Source organism: Streptomyces sp. XM4193 (genome assembly GCF_023072595.1).
Lineage (GTDB): Bacteria > Actinomycetota > Actinomycetes > Streptomycetales > Streptomycetaceae > Streptomyces.
Genome location: NZ_JALLGK010000004.1, coordinates 144,046 through 161,888 on the forward strand (window position 1 = coordinate 144,046; position 17,843 = coordinate 161,888).

Annotated in this window: 1 protein-coding gene; it reads left to right on the plus strand. The window is 74.0% G+C overall.

The window, feature by feature from the left end; genetic code table 11:
- Positions 1–14 precede the first annotated feature (14 nt).
- Complete coding sequence (locus tag MTQ01_RS13735; protein WP_247490184.1) at positions 15–17,519, plus strand: hypothetical protein; 17,505 nt, start codon at positions 15–17, stop codon at positions 17,517–17,519.
- The last annotated feature ends 324 nt before the right edge of the window (positions 17,520–17,843 follow it).

The following is a 17,843-nucleotide window of genomic DNA, read 5'->3' on the forward strand; positions in this document are numbered from 1 at the left end:
GAGCGGTACCCACCATGGCAGCAGACGCGGACTCCGTACTCGACACGATCAAGCTCGACGAGATCTACGCCCTGGGCAACGCCTGGATCAGTCTCGGCGACGAGCTGCACGAGCGTCGGGTCGCCGTGGACGGCCACGTCGAGTCGCTCGGCATGACCGGCCCGGCCGGCAACGCGGCCAGGCTCGCCTGGACCGGGGCGCTGGCCGGCAACATCGACGCCGCAGCCGAGACCGCGTGGACCGTCGGCCAGACCATCCACCGCTACGCCGACCAGCTGAAGGAGGCCGCCGACGAGTACGCGAAGAAGCTCAACGCGGCCATGTGGGCGGACATCCTGGGCGCCATCCTCAGCGCGATCTTCTTCTACCTCGGCCCGATGATCGGCAACCTGCTGTCGATGGTCACCAGGATCATCGCCACCCTGCTCCCGGTGATCGCCAGGGTCGCCTCCGCCATGGGCCCGATCACCACCACCATCGCCGGGCTGAGCGGCGGCGCGGTGATCGGCGCGGCCACCGGCATCGGCGGCAACATCGCGCTGGGCGCGATCGGTTCGGGCATCGCCGGCACCGACTACCAGATCGACTGGGAGTCCGTGGCGTGGAGCGCGGGCATCGGCGGATTCGTAGGCGGCATCGCGGGCGGCCTGTACGCCAGCCCGCCCGCGCGCGGACTCGGCGGCGGCCCCAGCAGCATCCCCGGCTCCAACGTCCCCAAGCCCCCGCCCACTCCCAAGCCCGGTGCAGACATCAGCGGCACCAAGGGGGTGGGCGGAGACGGCATCAACACCCCGCCCGTCTCCCGGCCTTCGGGCGACGGCCCGGTGGTCAAGCCCGGCGGCCTCGGCGGCGACGGTGCCCCGGTGGCACGCCCCGGCAGCAACGGCGGGGGCAACGGCGGCATCGGCGGCAACGTCTCCGTGCACGACTCGCGCACCACCAGCAGCGGACCCGCGGGCGGCGAGCGCGGAGGCGACATCGGTGCGCCGCAGAGCGGACGTCCGGGCAACTCCCAGGCAGCGCCGCCGCCGGCCCCGATGCCCGCACCGGGTCGAGGGCCCGGCCAGGGCGGTCCCACGCCGGTCGCCGCCAGGCCCGACGGAGGCGGCAGCCCCGGCGGCGCACCCGCGGGCGGCAACGGCCGCCCCGGCGGCGGGCTGGGGCCGGACTCCGTCTCGCGTCCCGGCGCCGACGGTGCGCCGCCGGCCCCCGGACGCCGACCCGGGCCCGACGGGGTCTCCCCGGGTCCCGTCTCGCGTCCCGGCGACGGCGGCGGAGTCTCGCCCGGTCCCGGTTCGCGTCCGGGTCCCGACGGGGTGGCGCCCGGTCCGGTCTCGCGTCCTGGTGCGGACGGGGCGGCGCCCGGTCCGGGCTCGCGTTCGGGTTCTGACGGGGTGACACCCGGTCCGGCCTCGCGCCCGGGTTCGGACGGTGTTCCGCCGGGCACGGGCGGGCGCCCCGGTCCGACACCCACCGGACGCGGCCACGACTACCCGGCCACCCACGACAACCGCTCCTCCGGCGGCTCGGACTCCATGCCCGGCCCCGGCCGACGGCTGGGCGGGTCGCAGGAGAACCCGTACGGCACCCCGGTCAGTCCGCCGAGTCGGGACGGCGAGTCGCGGGGTGGCGGCGGTTCGGATCCGATGGGAGGCCCGGGTCGTCGGTTGGGCGGTTCGCAGGAGAATCCGTACGGTACGCCGACGCCGGGGCCGCCGAGCCGGGACGGCGAGTCGCGGGGTGGCGGCGGTTCGGATCCGATGGGAGGTCCGGGTCGTCGGTTGGGCGGTTCGCAGGAGAACCCGTACGGCACTCCGAAGCCGGGGCCGCCGGATCGTGGTGGTGAGTCGAAGAGCGGTGGTTCGGGGGGTTCGGATCCGATGTCGGGTCCGGGTCGCCGGTTGGGCGGGCCGCAGGAGAATCCGTACGGTACGCCGAAGCCGGGGCCGCCGGATCGTGGTGGTGAGTCGAAGAGCGGTGGTTCGGGGGGTTCGGATCCGATGTCGGGTCCGGGTCGCCGGTTGGGCGGGCCGCAGGAGAACCCGTACGGCACACCGGTCCCCGCGCCGCCGACCCGTGACGGCGGCACGAAGCAGGGCGGCTCGCTCGGTTCGGACCCCTTCCAGAACGAGGGCAGGCGGCTCGGCGGAGACCAGAAGGACCCGTACGGCACCACCGGCCCGCGCCCGGAGCGCGGCCCGAACCGTACGGGCGACGGCCAGGGCGCGCCGCCTGCCCGCCCCTCCGGCCCCGGTCACGACCGGCCCGCGACGATGGGCGATCTGAAGGACGGCAACGCGACCGGAGGGCCGGGCGGCGGCGGTTCGGACCGTCCCGGCGGCGGACTCCGTTCCAACCAGGGCAACGGCACCACCACCTATGTGGAGACGCCGACCTCGGACGGTGGCCGCGGCCCCGGCGGACGCCCCGACAGCCACTCGGGCACGGACACCAACAGGCCCTCCGCACCCGGTGGTTCGCCACACGGGCAGGGCGGATCGGAGCATCGCGCGCCCGATCCCGGCAGCAGCACCGCCGCACCTCCCGGCACCGGGCCGTCGAAGAACCCGCCGCCCGCGACAGGAAAGCCGCCGCAGACCAAGGCCCCGGCCGCGCCCCCGACTTCGGGACCGGACGAGTCGCGCGGCGGCGGAGGCACGACGCAGCCCACCAGGGACACCACCAGTGGCCCCGACCGGGCCCACGACGGCACCCAGGGACGCGGCGGCGACCGCCGGGCGTCCAGTGGAGAGGACCTGCCGAACACGAGCGGCACCAGGCCCACGGGGTCGGACACACCCGTGGTCGGACCCGGCATGTCCGACGGTCCGGGCCGCACCACCGGCCCGGACCCGAGCCAGTCGGGGCAGGTGCCGCGGTCCGGTCAGTCGGGCCAGTCGGGGCAGGTACCGCAGTCCGGTCAGACAGGTCAGACAGGTCAGACAGGTCAGACAGGTCAGTCCGGCACGTCCGACCGCCAGCAGGACGGTTCGGTCGTCGGCGGTGGCAACCGCGGCCTCGGCCAGGTGGGCGAGACCGCCTCCCCGCCCATCGGCACGCCCGTTCAGGGCCCCGCCCAGGGCGAGAACGACACCACTGCCCCGCCGCCCGCGACCACCCCGCCCGCCGTCACCCCGCCGCCCGGTGCGCCGACCGTCCCGCCGGCGAGCGCGCCGACGACTCCGCCGCCCGCGTCGGGCCCGCCGGCCACGGCCACACCCGGCCCGGCCGGCCCCGGCTCCGCCGCCCCGCCCGTCAACCCGCCCGCGACGCAGCCGACCACGCAGCCCACCACGCCGGTCGCGCCCCCGACCGGACCCACTTCGGAGTCCTCCCTCCCGGGCTCCTCCGGCGCCGGAACAACCCGACCGACCACCTCTCCGACCGCGGCCGACGACACCGGACGCACCCAACCGCCGGCCACCGCGCCGCCGGCCACGGTGCCGCCGGTCACCGCGCCGCCCGCCTCGTCGAGCCCTCCGCCCGCCTCGGCCAACTCCCAGCAGGGAACGCCGAGTCCGACCGCGGAGCGCGAGACCCCGACGTCCTCCTCCGACCGGCGTCCCGCCGCCCCGACCGGTACCGGCACCGGTTCGGGCACCGGCCAGGGCACCGGTACCGGCCAGGGCACCGGTACGGGTACCGCCGGTTCGGGCGGTCACGGTCGTGAGATGGAGATCGAAGGCCCCTCGTCGCGTCCGACGCCGGTCGCCGCCGACCTCGACGGGCTGTCCCGGGGCTTCCTCCTCGACGCGGTCAACAACGAACTGAACCGTCTGCACCAGCCGCCGATCGGTCTGGACGAGGCGCTCGAGCGCTACGACCAGCTGCCCGGCTGGGTGCGGCGCACGACGCCGCTGCGCGCGCAGGGCGAGGCGATGGCGCAGACCATCGTCGACGGGAAGCGGACCACCCTCCCGGGCGGCAGTCCCACCTACACCACCGAGATGGAGGTGGAGACCGAGGCCGGGCCCTCAACTCCCCAGGGCCGCCCCGGGATCACGGCTCCGCCCCGCTCCGAGGACGGTATGGACGTGGACACCCCGGAGCGTTCCACGACTCCGGTGGCTCGGCCGGAGCCGGGCGCGGGAACTTCGGTGCCGCCCCGTTCCGAGGACGGTATGGACGTGGACACTCCGGAGCGTTCCACGACTCCGGTGGCTCGGCCGGAGCCGGGCGCGGGAACTTCGGTGCCGCCCCGTTCCCAGGACGGTATGGATGTGGACACCCCGGAACGGGCCGCGACTCCGGTCGGTGGGCCCGGGGCGGGGCAGGGGACTTCGGCGCCGCCGCGTGCGGTCGACGGCATGGAGGTGGACTCGCCCGAGCGGTCCACGACTCCGGTCGACCGCCAGGACACGGAGATGCAGCTCGACGTGCCTGTACCGCCTCCGGCGACAGGGGAGTCGGCAGCCGCCGCGGGCACCGGTCGCACGGTCTGGCGCGGGCTGGAGCAGAACTCCATGGACGTGGACCAGAGCGTCTTCAACGACGTGCCGCGCCTCGACCCCCAGATCCAGCAGCGCCTCTTCGACGTCGGCCGCGAGGCCATCGCCGAGACTCAGCAGCGGATCAGCAACGGTCCGGCGAACCAGGTCGAAACGCTCTCGCGCGGCGGACTCGGCATGCTCGTCGCGCTCAACCGCGCCCGCGGCACGGCGCCGCTCCAGCCACCGCGCACCCACCAGGAGAGGCTGGGGCAGATGGCGGCGACCGCCGACATCCGCTGCGTGGGCAACTGCGACGAGCACGCGTCGATGGTCTTCTCCCTGCTGAACCGGCGGACCGACCTGCCCGAGGGCGTGTCCTTCTGGAACGTACGCCTCGCACGGCAGGAGAACGAGACCGGTCCGGTCGCACAGGCACCGCACACCGACCACGTCTTCCTTGCGATCGGCTACCCCGAGTACCCGCGCGACATCGTCGTGCTCGACCCCTGGCAGCGCAATCCCCGCCCGGCGACGGCGGTGGAGTTCAACTTCCCGTTCCTGCTGAACGAGCGTGCCCAGCCGTTCGACCCCAGGACCGACGAGCACGCCGTGATCACGCCGCGTTCGGTGCACATGCCCCACGACGGCGTCGACTACCTCGAGTTCGGCCACCGGACGGTCGACGCCGAGCAGCTCAGGAGCCAGGGAGTCACGCGCAGCGAACCGGTGGACCCGGCCGCCGTGCGCAATCAGCCGGGAATGTACGACCTGCGGTTCGAGCCCCGGTTCGGCGGCGGTTCGGCGGACCACGGGGTGGATCCGCTGGAGGCCCAGTGGCCGGTGGGTCGTGAAGTGACGCTGATGGAACCGCGGTTCGGGGGCGTCGCGCTGCCGGGCCTGGAGTCGGGTCCGGCGCCCGCGGTGCAGTCCACCGACGAACCGGTCGGCGAGTGGACCCGGGTGGTGCTGCCGGTGCCGGACTCGGTCGAGTCCTCGTCGTCCCGCCTGCCGGGCTATGAGGTGAACGACGGCGGTTGGGTGCGGTTGCCGGACGGTGCGGAGTTGTCGCCGGAGGGTTGGCGCAGTTTCGGTGACGATTTCATCCATGAGCCGACGGGCGCGTACATGCGGGGCGACAACGGCTGGATCGGCCGGGTCGCCAACCTGGACGCGGTCCAGGACGCGTGGTCCGTGCTCGACCCGCACACCAGCGGGTTCACCGCCGTGCCCGACGGCCAGGGCCTGCGGATGGTGCCCACCACGGATGATCGCGAGTCGGTCCAGGTCCCCTTCACCCGCCTCACCCCGGAGGGCACCGCGATACCGGTGACCGGTCGCGGCACGGTGCCCGCGGCAGCCCCGGCGGAGCGGCCGGGCGCCGGCGCCCCGACGGGCGGCGCGGGTCGTACGGGGGAGATGGAGATCGAGGGCCCCTCGCGTCTCCCGACTCCGGTGGCGGCCGAGCTGGATCCGCTCTCGCGCGGGTTTCTGCTGGACGCGGTCAACGGTGAGTTGGATCGTCTGGGTGCGCAACCGGTGGGTGTGGAACGGGCGTTGGAGGAGTACGACGCCCTGCCGGGTTGGATCCGGCGGACCAGGCCGCTGAACGCGCGCGGTGAGGCGATCGCACAGTCGATCGTGACCGGTGGGCCGTTGGGTCTGCGCGGTGGGATGCCTCGTGAGTACGACTACTACGGCGGCAGCTACTCCGGGAGTCGGTACTCGGGCGTCGGTGGCTACACCGGCGGCTCGCATTCCGGCGGCTCGCGCTCGGGTGGTTCGCGCTCGGGTGGTTCGCGTTCCGGCGGTCATCGGTCGAGTGGTTCGCGTTCCGGGAGCGGTTACGCGTCCGGCTCGCGTTCCAGCGGCTCGCGCTCGGGCGGCGGTTACGCGTCGGGTTCGCGTTCCGGGGGCTCGCGCTCCAGCGGTGCTTACTCCGGTGGCGGTTACTCCACCTACTCCGGTGGCGGCTACAGCAGTTATGCGTCGGGTTCGCGTTCGGGCGGTTCCGGCAGCCGTACGTACGTGTACACGTATCCCGAGGAGATGGAGGTGGAGTCGACTTCGCGCAGGTCTCGTTACGAGGAGCGGATGGATGTCGATTCGCCGCGTTCGTCGCGGGCTCCGTCGTCGTCGCCGTATGTCGGTGGGCGGGACTCGATGGAGGTGGACACCTCGCCGCGTCCGGCTCCTGCGGTGCCGGCTCCGTTGACGACGCAGCAGCGGCTCGTGCTGATCGGCCAGGAGGTCATCGCCGAGACGCGGCAGCGGATCAGTTACGGGGCTGCCAACCAGGCGGCCTCGGTCGCGGCGCACGGTGTCGGGATGTTGGAGATGCTGCACCGTGCGCGGAACACCGCGCCGTTGCAGGATCCCCGCACGATGCAGGAGCAGTTGGGGCAGAGTGCGGCCAGGGCCGACATTCGTTGTCTCGGCAACTGCGGTGAGCACGCGGCGATGGCGTTCTCGCTGCTCAACCGGCGCACCGACCTTCCGCCGGGCGTCTCCATTTGGCACGTGGGTCTCAACCGCGTTCCGGGGGAGCCGTTTCCGCGATCGGCTGCTCCGTACACGGACCATGTCTTCGTGGCGATCGGGTTCCCGGAACGGCCGCGCGAGATCGTGGTGCTGGACGCCTGGCAGGGCGATGCCCGTCCGGCGACGGCGGTGGAGTTCAACTTCCCGTTCCTGCTCAACGAGCGGCTGCAACCCTTCGACCCGTCCCGGGACCGGCAGGCGTTCATCACGCCCCGTGCCGACCAGTTCCGGCCCGACGGTCTGGACTATCTCGACTTCGGCCATCGGACCGTGGACGCCGACGAGCTGCGCAACCAGATGGACCAGACGGGCGGCCAGGCCGACCGGAGGTTCCTGGGGCAGCAGCGCGGCATGTACGACATGCGCTTCGAACCGCGGTACGGGGCCGGTGGCGGTTCGGCGGACCACGGGGTGGATCCGCTGGAGGCCCAGTGGCCGGTGGGTCGTGAAGTGACGCTGATGGAACCGCGGTTGGGCGGCGTCGCCGTTCCCGACGCGGAGACCGGTCCCGCGCCCGCGGTACGGCTGACGGAGTCCCCGGTCGGCGAGTGGACCCCAGTGGTGCTGCCGGTGCCGGATTCGGTCGAGTCCTCGTCGTCCCGCCTGCCGGGCTATGAGGTGAACGACGGCGGTTGGGTGCGGTTGCCGGACGGTGCGGAGTTGTCGCCGGAGGGTTGGCGCAGTTTCGGTGACGACTTCATCCATGAGCCGACCGGCGCGTACATGCGCGGCGACAACGGCTGGATCGGCCGGGTCGCCAACCTGGACGCCGTCGAGGACACCTGGTCCGTGCTCGACCCGCTGAGCACTCCGTTCACCGCCGTGCCCGACGGGCAGGGCCTGCGAATGGTGCCCGTCGGGACCGACCGGCCGTCGGTCCAGGTGCCGTTGACCCGGCTCGACTCCGACGGCGCTCCGGTACCGGTGACCGAACGAACCGGCGCCGCTGCCCCCGCTGCCGAGCGCATGGGCGGCAGAGCGGCGGGTGGTGCCGGTCGTACGGGGGAGATGGAGATCGGGGGTCCTTCGACTCTCCCGACTCCGGTGGCGGCCGAGCTGGATCCGCTCTCGCGCGGGTTTCTGCTGGATGCGGTCAACGGTGAGTTGGATCGTCTGGGTGCGCAACCGGTGGGTGTGGAACGGGCGTTGGAGGAGTACGACGCCCTGCCGGGTTGGATCCGGCGGACCAGGCCGCTGAACGCGCGCGGTGAGGCGATCGCGCAGTCGATTCTGACCGGTGGGCCGTTGGGTCTGCGCGGTGGGATGCCTCGTGAGTACGACTACTACGGCGGCAGCTACTCCGGGAGTCGGTACTCGGGCGTCGGTGGCTACGCAGGAGGTTCACACTCCGGCGGTTCGCGTTCCGGTGGTTCGCGTTCGTCCGGTTCGCGTTCGGGGAGCGGCTACGCGTCCGGCTCGCGTTCGTCGGGTTCGCGTTCGGGCGGCGGTTACGCGTCGGGTTCGCGTTCGTCGGGTTCGCGTTCCGGCGGCTACAGCAGTCATGCGTCGGGTTCGCGTTCGGGCGGTTCCGGCAGTCGTACGTATGTGTACACGTATCCCGAGGAGATGGAGGTGGAGTCGACTTCGCGCAGGTCTCGCTATGAGGAGCGGATGGAGGTCGATTCGCCGCGTTCGTCGCGGGCTCCGTCGTCGTCGCCGTATGTCGGTGGGCGGGACTCGATGGAGGTGGACACCTCGCCGCGTCCGGCTCCTGCGGTGCCGGCTCCGTTGACGACGCAGCAGCGGCTCGTGCTGATCGGCCAGGAGGTCATCGCCGAGACGCGGCAGCGGATCAGCTATGGCGCGGCCAACCAGGCGGCAGCGGTTTCGGCGCACGGCGTCGGGATGATGGAGATGCTGCACCGTGCGCGCAACACCCCACCGCTCCAGGACCCCCGCACCATGCAGGAGCACCTGGGGCAGATGGCGGCCAGGGCCGACATCAGGGGCGTGGGCAACTGCGACGAGCACGCCTCCATGGCCTTTGCGCTGCTGAACCGGCGGACGGACCTGCCGCCGGGCGTGACCATCTGGCGAGTGGGCCTCAAACGCGTGGCGGGGGAGCCCTGGCCGCGCGCAGCCGCACCTCACACGGACCATGTGTTCGTCGCCATCGGCTATCCGGAACGGCCGCGCGAGATCGTGGTGCTGGACGCCTGGCAGGGCGGTGCGCGCCCGTCGACGGCGGTCGAGTTCAACTTCCCGTTCCTGCTCAACGGCCAGTTCCAGCCGTTCGATCCGACTCGCGACGCGCAGGCGCTCATCACGCCGCGTGCCGAGGCGTTCCGCCCGGACGGGCTCGACTACCTGGACTTCGGCCACCGCACAGTCGACGCGGACGAGCTCAGCAACCAGATGGACCAGACCGGCGGCCACATCGACCGCGGGTACCTGAGCCGCCAGCCCGGCATGTACGACATGCGTTTCCAGCCCCGGCACGGTGGTGGCGGTTCGGCGGACCACGGAGTGGATCCGCTGGAGGCGCAGTGGAGCGTGGGGCGCGAGGTGACGTTGATGGAACCGCGCTGGGGAGGTGTGACGGTTCCCGACGCCGAGACGGGCCCCGCCCCCGCGGTGCGGCTGACGGACCGGCCGGCGGGCGAGTGGACCCCGGTGGCGCTGCCGGTCCCCGAGTCGATCGAGTCCTCGTCGTCCCGCCTGCCGGGCTACGAGCTGAACGAGGCCGGCTGGGTGCGGTTGCCGGACGGGCTGGAACTGTCGCCGGAGGGCTGGCGCAGTTTCGGTGACGACTTCATCCATGAGCCGACGGGCGCGTATCTGCGCGGCGACAACGGCTGGATCGGCCGGGTCGCCAACCTGGACGCGGTCGAGGAGACCTGGTCCCGACTCGACCCGCTCAGCGATCCGTTCACCGCCGTACCGGATGCGCAGGGCCTGAGGATGGTGCCTTCCGCGCCGGACCGGCCCTCGGTGCAGATTCCGCTCACCCGGCTGGACGCCGACGGCGTCCCGGTCCGGAACTGGCAGCAGACACAGGACCGGGCCCCGGCCCCGGCGCAGGACCCTGCCGCCGAGGAACGGTCCTCCGCACCGACCCCGGTGCAGGACCCGCCACGGGCCGATGACCGGCCCGAGGCGAACCGCCCGCAGGAGCAGGCCACTTCGACACCGCCCGCTTCGACTCCGCCCGCTTCCGCGCCGAGCGCACCCGCGCCGACCGTCCCGGCCCCGCCTGCACCGACACCGACACCGACGGCATCGACACCGGCGGCATCGACGTCCACGAGTTCGACGTCCGCCGCCTCGACGCCGGCCGCCGAGACCTCCGGCACACCCGTACCGGAGGCCGGAGGCACCCCGCCCGCGGAGCCGACCGAAACGGACACCTACCGCACCGAACCCTCGGCGATCGAACTCTCCGTTCTGCCGCCCGCCGAAGAGGCGGTCAACTCACCGGCGCCCGCCCCGCGTTCGCTGGAGACCGAGCTCGCCGAACGCGAGCTCTCACCGGTGTACGTCCTCGACCAGGGGGACCCGGCGGCGCACGCGCTGATCGCCGTGGCACCGCGCGAGAGCGGCCAGTTGGTCGGCCATCGCTGGCCCGCCTCGCCGGAGGAGCTGCGGACAGCCGTTGCCGACGCGCTCGCCAACGACCTCCAACGGCCCGCCGCCGAACGGCGGTTGTGGCCGGAACTCGACGCGCTGACCGCTCCGGGCAGTACCGGACCGCTCACCGCACCGGCGGAACAGGAGCAGTCGGTACGCGGGGTCCGCACCGGCATCGGCGGTTCCGACGGACTGCTGCTCGCCGCCGCCGCACCGCTGCTCGGCGTGCGGTTGACCGTCCTGGCCTCGGGCGATGCGCCCTGGACCGTCGGCCCGCAGAACGGCCGTCCGGTCGCGCTGATCCACGACGCCAACCCGGGCCCGTACACGGGCGCCTGGTCGGCGACCGAGCCGGCAGAAACCGCGCGCACGGCCCGACCGCTCGACGTCAGCACCCCCACCGAGCAGACCGGGTTCACCTGGGGCGGCAGTTCGACATCCGGCACGGCACGTCCGTCCGCTCCGTCCGGCCCCGCGCGTTCCGCTTCCGCCACGTCGGGGCCGGCCACACCCGCGCCCGCGCGCCCGAGCGCGGCACGGCCCGCGTCGGCCGGGGCCGAGAAGTCGCAGCCGCAGGTCTTCTTCGGACTCGATCCGAGGCCGGCGAACGAGCAGCCCCGGCCCGCCACGCCCGCAACGCCTCCCGTCACGGAGCCGGTTGCGCCTGCGGTGACGGAGCCGGTCGCGCCTCCCGCCACGGAGCCGGTTGCGCCTCCCGCCACGGAGCCGGTCGCGCCTCCCGCCACGGAGCCGGTGGCGCCTCCTGTCGCGGAGGCCGCAACGCCTCCCGTCGCGGAGCCGGTGGCGCCTCCCGTCACCGAGCCCGTCACCGAGTCGGCGCCGCGGACCACGGAGACCTCGACCGCCGTCACGGAAACGTCGACCCCGGCTCTGCCAACCACGGAGACGTCGACCCCGGCACCGATCGTCGCGGAGACCCCGGCACCGATCGTCGCGGAGACCCCGGCGCCGGTACCGCCCACCACCCACACCCCGGCCGCCGCCGAGACCCGCACCCCGGCTCCCGCCGGGACCGCGGTCAACGGTTCGGTGGCGGGTACGGAGCCGACGACGACCGGGACGACCGCCGCGCGCGAACTCTCCGCGTACGCACGCCGGTACGGTGCCCAGCACGACGGCAGCGTCGGACTGGTGCTGGTCGAACCGCCCGGCGCGGACGTGCTGGACGGTCTGTACCGGCAGATCCGCGAACGCCTGGGTGTCACTCCGGGCAGCGAGCACGAGCAGCGGGTAGACGCCCAGCTGCGCGATCTGCTGAGCGTCTCGGAGATCGCACTCCATCTGCCCTATCTGCGTTCGTCCGGCGGCCACCGGATCACCGTGACCGTGGGCGACCACGAGCACACCGTCGACATCCGGTTCCGGCTGACCGACGCTTCGCCGGCCGCGCGGAACGAGAGCCTGGCCGAGTTCGCGCGCGCGCCACGGGTGGAGCGTCAGGCCGAGGGCAGCCAGAGCGAGTCGGGCAGCGAGAGCTCGGGGACCCTGCGCACGGTGCCGGTCTCCTGGCCGGCGATCTACCTCGGCCCCGCCGGGCCGCTGCGCTGGTTCGACGGCGCGCTCACCCTCAACCTGACCCACCACCAGCTCAACCAGTCGGTCGCCGTCAGCGAGGATCTGTCGACCCGTACGGTTCAGCGCGTCGACGAGCTGACGCACGCGGTGGACTACACCGGCCAGTGGCAGTTGCGGATCGACGGCGACCCGTCCCCGAACGCCTGGGGTGCGGAGGCCGGGCACGGGCCGGTGACGGTCTGGTTCCCCGAGCACCGCGCGTTCGGAGACGGCACCGCCGCCCCGGGGACGGTCCTCCCGCAGCCGGCCGGGCCGGACGATTCGCGCCTGTGGGGCGTGGACGACGTCCTCGAACCGGGCCGGCTTCTCGGCGAGGTGCGGGCGGACGAGGAGTTCGCGGTGCTGCGCGGGCTCGGCACCGAGTCCGCGCGGGCGCTGGAGGAGTTCCTCTCCGAGCGCACGCTCCGCGGCACCGCGCCGATGCAGCGCGACGGAGGTGTCTTCTCGCCCGTGCTGTACGACGGCGAGGGCCTTGCCGTGGGTGTGCTGCGACTGACAGCGCGGCTGAGCCCGGGGGCGGCCACCTCGCAGACGCCGGACCGCGGTTCGGGGCTGGAGTCCTGGCTCAGCCACGGTTCCGCCGTGGACCGTTCGGCACGGCTGACCAGCGGCGTCGGACTGGACGGGAGCGGCGGGCCGCAGTTCACGCCCGACACCGCGGCCGACCATCCGAACGCGGCCACCCGGGTCGGCGGCGGAGTGATGGGCAAGGCGGGCGCGTCCTTCCAGACCAGCGACACGCTGAACACCTCCAGCCGAGCGTCGTTGATGCACGCGCTGTCCACCGGCCGCTCCCATCTGGTGGCCCCCGCCGATGTCACCTACACCTTGACGCTGCACCGGGCGGGCGGCGGCGAGACCCGGAGCACGTACGGGCCCTACCGCGAGGGTCTGCGGCTTCGGCTGCCGCAGCGCTCCACCGTGCTCGGCGAGGAGCCCGCACCGGCCGAACGCCGGCAGCTGCCGGAGCAGTTGGAGAACCTCCAGAGCATCGGCGTCTCGGCCGTGCCCGTCGCGGTGCGCGGCACCGAGCGGATGTTCGGGGACGCGGAGGAGTGGCTGCGTGCGGAGGGCTTCCTGCCCGCGGCCGAGACCTCCCGCGTTCCGCTCGACGAGGCGCGAGTACGTGCTCAACTGGCGAACCTGCGCCGCTTCGAGCAGGCGCGCTCCGCGCTCGGCCAGGCCGCCGCGATGCCGGACGCGGTCGAGGGCGGCAGGTCAGTCTGGTTCCAACTGCCGGGCCTGACCGCCGGCACCAGGCGCGTGGAGCTGCGTCTGGGCGCGACCCGGGACCGCACCGCACCGCCCGGCAGCGCGGGTGCGCCGCCGTCGGTGCACGAGCGCCGCCTGCCCGACGTGGAGGGCGTGACCTTCAGCTCCCACGCGGCGCGCGGCGGACGTCTGCACAGCCACCAGCTCGGTGTCACGGCCGGCGGCGGCGGAGGCCCCCGCTGGCCGCTGGAGAACGGCGGCTGGGCGCTGGACACCACGGGCGACCGCGTCTGGGGCCGTCGGCAGATCCGCAGCGCCAGTGCCGGATCGGCCGCGGGGACCGACCAGTTCAACAGCACCGAGGGCGGCACCGAACGTTTCTCGGTGCCGGCGCGGTTCACCCTCGACCTCTTCGAGGGCGACGCACCCGAGCCGGTCGTACGCTTCGGCGGGACCGGGACCGGGAGCCTGTCCGGTGCGAACCTCCCCGGTACGAGCGGGTCCACCCCCGGGCACGTCACGCTGATCGTGGCGCACGACCGGACCGTGCCGCCGGGCGAGCAGATCACGCCCTCCCCGGCGCGCGACCTCCTGCGTGTGCCGCGCACCGACGGCAGCGCGCTCGACGACCACCGTCGACTGCGGCTCACCGACGACCGGGGCCGGCCCCAGCCCGGGCTGGTCCGGCTGCCCGACGACGCCAACGTGGATTTCTTCCGCGCCTCCGCGGCGATCCGTGAGGCGTTCCGGGCACTGGCCGCGGGCACCCACCCCGGCCACCCCGACCCCGGGACCTTCGGCCAACTGGCCGCCCGCGCGGGCGAGTACGTGCCGGGACCGGTGGCCGCGGCGGGCAGCGGAGCGGCGGCGTACCTCGCCGGCTCCGACGCCGCGGACCGCAGCGCCTTCGCGACCGAGGCGATGGACCACCAGACCCGGGTGGCCGACCTGATCGGGCGGGCGCACCAGATCTTCAACGGCGGACATGTCATCGAGGGCCTCGTCTTCCCCGGCCTCGGGGCGGACCAGGAGCTGTCGGCGGAGATCCAGGGCTATCTGCACCACCCCGTGCACCGGGGAACCTTCCGCGGCTACGGCGAGTCCGACCAGACCGCCGCGGACTTCGCCGCGCACACCCACACGGTGGCGTCCACCCGCGACACCGGCGTCTCGGTCGGTGCGCTCCAGGCGCCGCCGGAGACGCCGCAGGCCAACCCCGGCGGCAGGATCGCCGCCAACCGGCGCGTCGACGACACCTCGGAGCGGTCGGCGAGCACCTCCGTCACCCGGGTGCCGGTGGAGACCGGCCCGCACCACCTGATCACCACCGACGCCACCCTGCTGGTCACCTTCCGCCAGGGCACCCGCAACGTCGTCGGCGAGCTGCTCGGACTCGGCTCCCACGGCGAGGTCACCGTCGCGATCGACCTGCCCAGGGCCGTGCAGTTCCGGCTCTACGAGAGCCAACTGGCCCGGTACGCACCGTGGTTCGCCGGAGTGCCGGGCATTCCCCGGCCGATGCTGCCGGAGCCGGTCGTGCCGCTGCCGGACAGCTTCGCGCGTACCGGCAGCCTCGGTTTCGGCAGCGCCAGGTCCGTCACCCAGCTCGACGACCCGATCCGGCGCGGGGAGAGCCGGGACCGGATGCGCGGCGAACTGCTCTCGCTGGTGGAGCGGGAGGCGCCCGGTGCCACCCGGCCCGGCCACCCCTCGTACCTCGCCGGCGTCGCCACCCGCATCGCCGATCTGGCCTCGCCCGGCCAGCTGCGCGCACTGCCGGGCCGGGGCACCGTCAGCCTGTACTTCCGGCACCACACCCGGCACGGGGCGCGGCTTGTGGAGGTGGCGCTCAGCGCCGCACCGCAGGCCCAGACCCCGGCACTGCGCCGGCTGCGGGGCCGCCCCGCCGGTGACGGAACGGGACTGGAACAGGTCGGCGCACACAGCCCCAACACCCGTGCCGGAGCCCGACAGAGCGCCCGCGGCGTGCAGTTCACGGCGAACCTGATCACCCGCTACCCCCGGCCCGGGCACCCCGTGCGCACCGACCGGACCGGCCCGGTGCTCTCCGCCTCGGCCACCCGCTCGGGCGCCACGAGGAACCAGGTCTCCGCGGACGACCGCTACTGGACCCGCACCCGCGCGGCCGCCGACTTCGACGACGTCCCCTATGTGCTCACCGCCACCGTGCGCTCCGAGCTGATCTGGGAGTGGCCGCCGGACCTGGTCGGCGGGCTGCTGGAGGAGGGCTGGATCACCCTCACCGGACGCGACGGCGGACCGCTCGCCGAACGGCTGGGCAGACTGCTGCACGGCAGGCCCACCCGCACGGTCGAGGTACCGGCCTCGGTCGGGCTGCGCTTCGCCGGCTCGGAGACCGCCGCCCCGCATCGGCACGAACCGCCCCTCGCGCCGCGCACGAGCGAGACCGACCCGCGCGAACCGGTGCGCGCACCCCGCCCGTCCGGCGTGCAGCCGACCGGGGCGCGGCCCTTCGTGGACCGCTCCCGGCTGACGCCCACCGGCGACGTCCCCGTGCAGGGCTTCAACGCGTTCCACGAACTCGCCGACGCGCTGCGGGAGGTGGCGCCCGACACCGACGGGCTGCTGAGCCTGCCGGTCGACGCGCCGCCGGAGGCCATCGCGGTGCGGCTGGGCGAGCTGGTGCGCGCCGGGGACATCGGCGTCGGCACTCCGCGCACGGCTGCCGGGCTCACCCCGGCGATGCCCGGTGCGTGGGTGGAGGACGAGGCGGACACCGGACCGCGGCTGGAGGTCACCCTGCACAACCCGCGGCCCGTCACCAGCGCGGACGACATCGCCGTCGACCGACTGCGCACCGTCTCGCACACCGCGAGCGGCTCCTCCTCGGCGGGGTCGGCGGTGGGGGTGAGCTACTCGTCCACCTTCAGCGGCAACGACGCGAACCTCCAACTGCTCGGTGTCACCGTTCCGTTCCTCACCCGGCAGCAGGTCACCCGGGGCGAGGGAAGCTCGGCCACCGGGGGCGGTTGGGACCGCGCCAAGCACGGCGACACCTCCGCACCCGCGTCCGGCGGAACGACCCGCAACCACGAGGTGCTGGTCGACACGGTGGTGCGGGTGAGCGGCCCGAACGGCACCCGGTACGTACTGGGCAGCGCCGTCACCAGGGTCTTCGACCGCGATCTGCTCGGCCACGGCGTCATCGGGCCGCGCAGCGCCTCGCGAGTCCACGATCTGCCGGCGCTGCTGCGCGACCAGCCCGACGCCGGCACGCGCGACTGGGCCACCCACCCCGTCAGCGAACTCCCCGCAGTCCTCGCACAGGCCATGGGCGAGGGGCACGAGGGCGTCCAGCTCTGGCTCGATGTCGGTCAGGACCCCGAGGGGACGCGGCTGGCCCGCGCCCTCCACATCGGCGTGCGCACCGCGCAGGCGGCGGGGCGACCGGTGGAGCTGGTCACCCGCGGGACGACCGGCCTGAGGTTCTGGCCGTTCACCTCGCAGGGAGTGCTCGCCGACCACACGCCCGCCACGGCGGACACCTGGAACCGGCTGCGCGCGGCGATGGACACCGTCACCCGGACCGCCGCCGCCGAGGCGGACGCCACCGCCGGGGAGGCCCGGCTGGCGCCGCTGCGCGACCAGCTGGAGGCCGAACTCGCCGCCTCCCGGAACGCGTTCACCGAGGCAGCCGACGCGCACACCGTGGGGCAGACGGACCGCGCCGCGGCCGTCGGCGATCTGGACCGGCTCACCGGGCAGTTGACCGCCGCCGGCACCGTACGGGCCGACGCGGAGCGCATCGCCGCCGCCCTGCCCGTCGACGGCGCCGACGAAGCCACCACCGCCCCGGCGGAGTCGGCGGGCGAGGCGGTGCGCCGGGCGGTCGCGGAAGTGGACCGGCTGACCGGCGAGGTCACCGCCGCACGGCAACGGGTGGAGGAGACCGAGCGGCGGGAGGCCGTCACAGCCGAGGCGCTGACCAGGGCGACACAGCACCGCGACCGGCTCGACCGCGAACACCGTTCGGTGCAGGAGGAGTTGGAGCAGGCCAGGCACGAGCAGCAGGACCAGCGCGCGGCCGGCGAACGCGCCTGGTCCACGATGCCCGGCATGGCCGGCGTACTGGCCGCCGACCGGTGCCGCGAGGGCGTCGGCGGGTCCCGCTACCCGCTGGACTCCCTGGCCTGACGGACGACCCGCGCGCCGAACCGGTCGGCGGACGCGCCTGCCCCGGCGGAACTCCCCGCCGGGGCAGGCGCGTCGGTGTGGCTGGGTGTGTACGCGCGTGCCTGGCGGCGTTCCTGCCCGTGCCCTCGCTCGCGTCGGGCCGCGCCCGCATCAGTGTCGTGGACGTGACGTGACGTGCTGGGTCGTGCCCGACCGTGCCGTGCCCGGGCGCGGTGCTGCTCGGCGTGCGGTGTCGGCGCGGCGTCCGAGGACGTGGCGCGGTGGGAACGCCGCCCGTGCGTGCCGGTGCGGGGTTCGGTTGCCGCCCCAACAGCACGGCCCCGC

What these genes read in the sequence shown, in the direction of transcription:
- MTQ01_RS13735 (WP_247490184.1), top strand. Translation starts at nt 15, where the DNA reads ATGGCAGCAGACGCGGACTCCGTACTCGACACGATCAAGCTCGACGAG.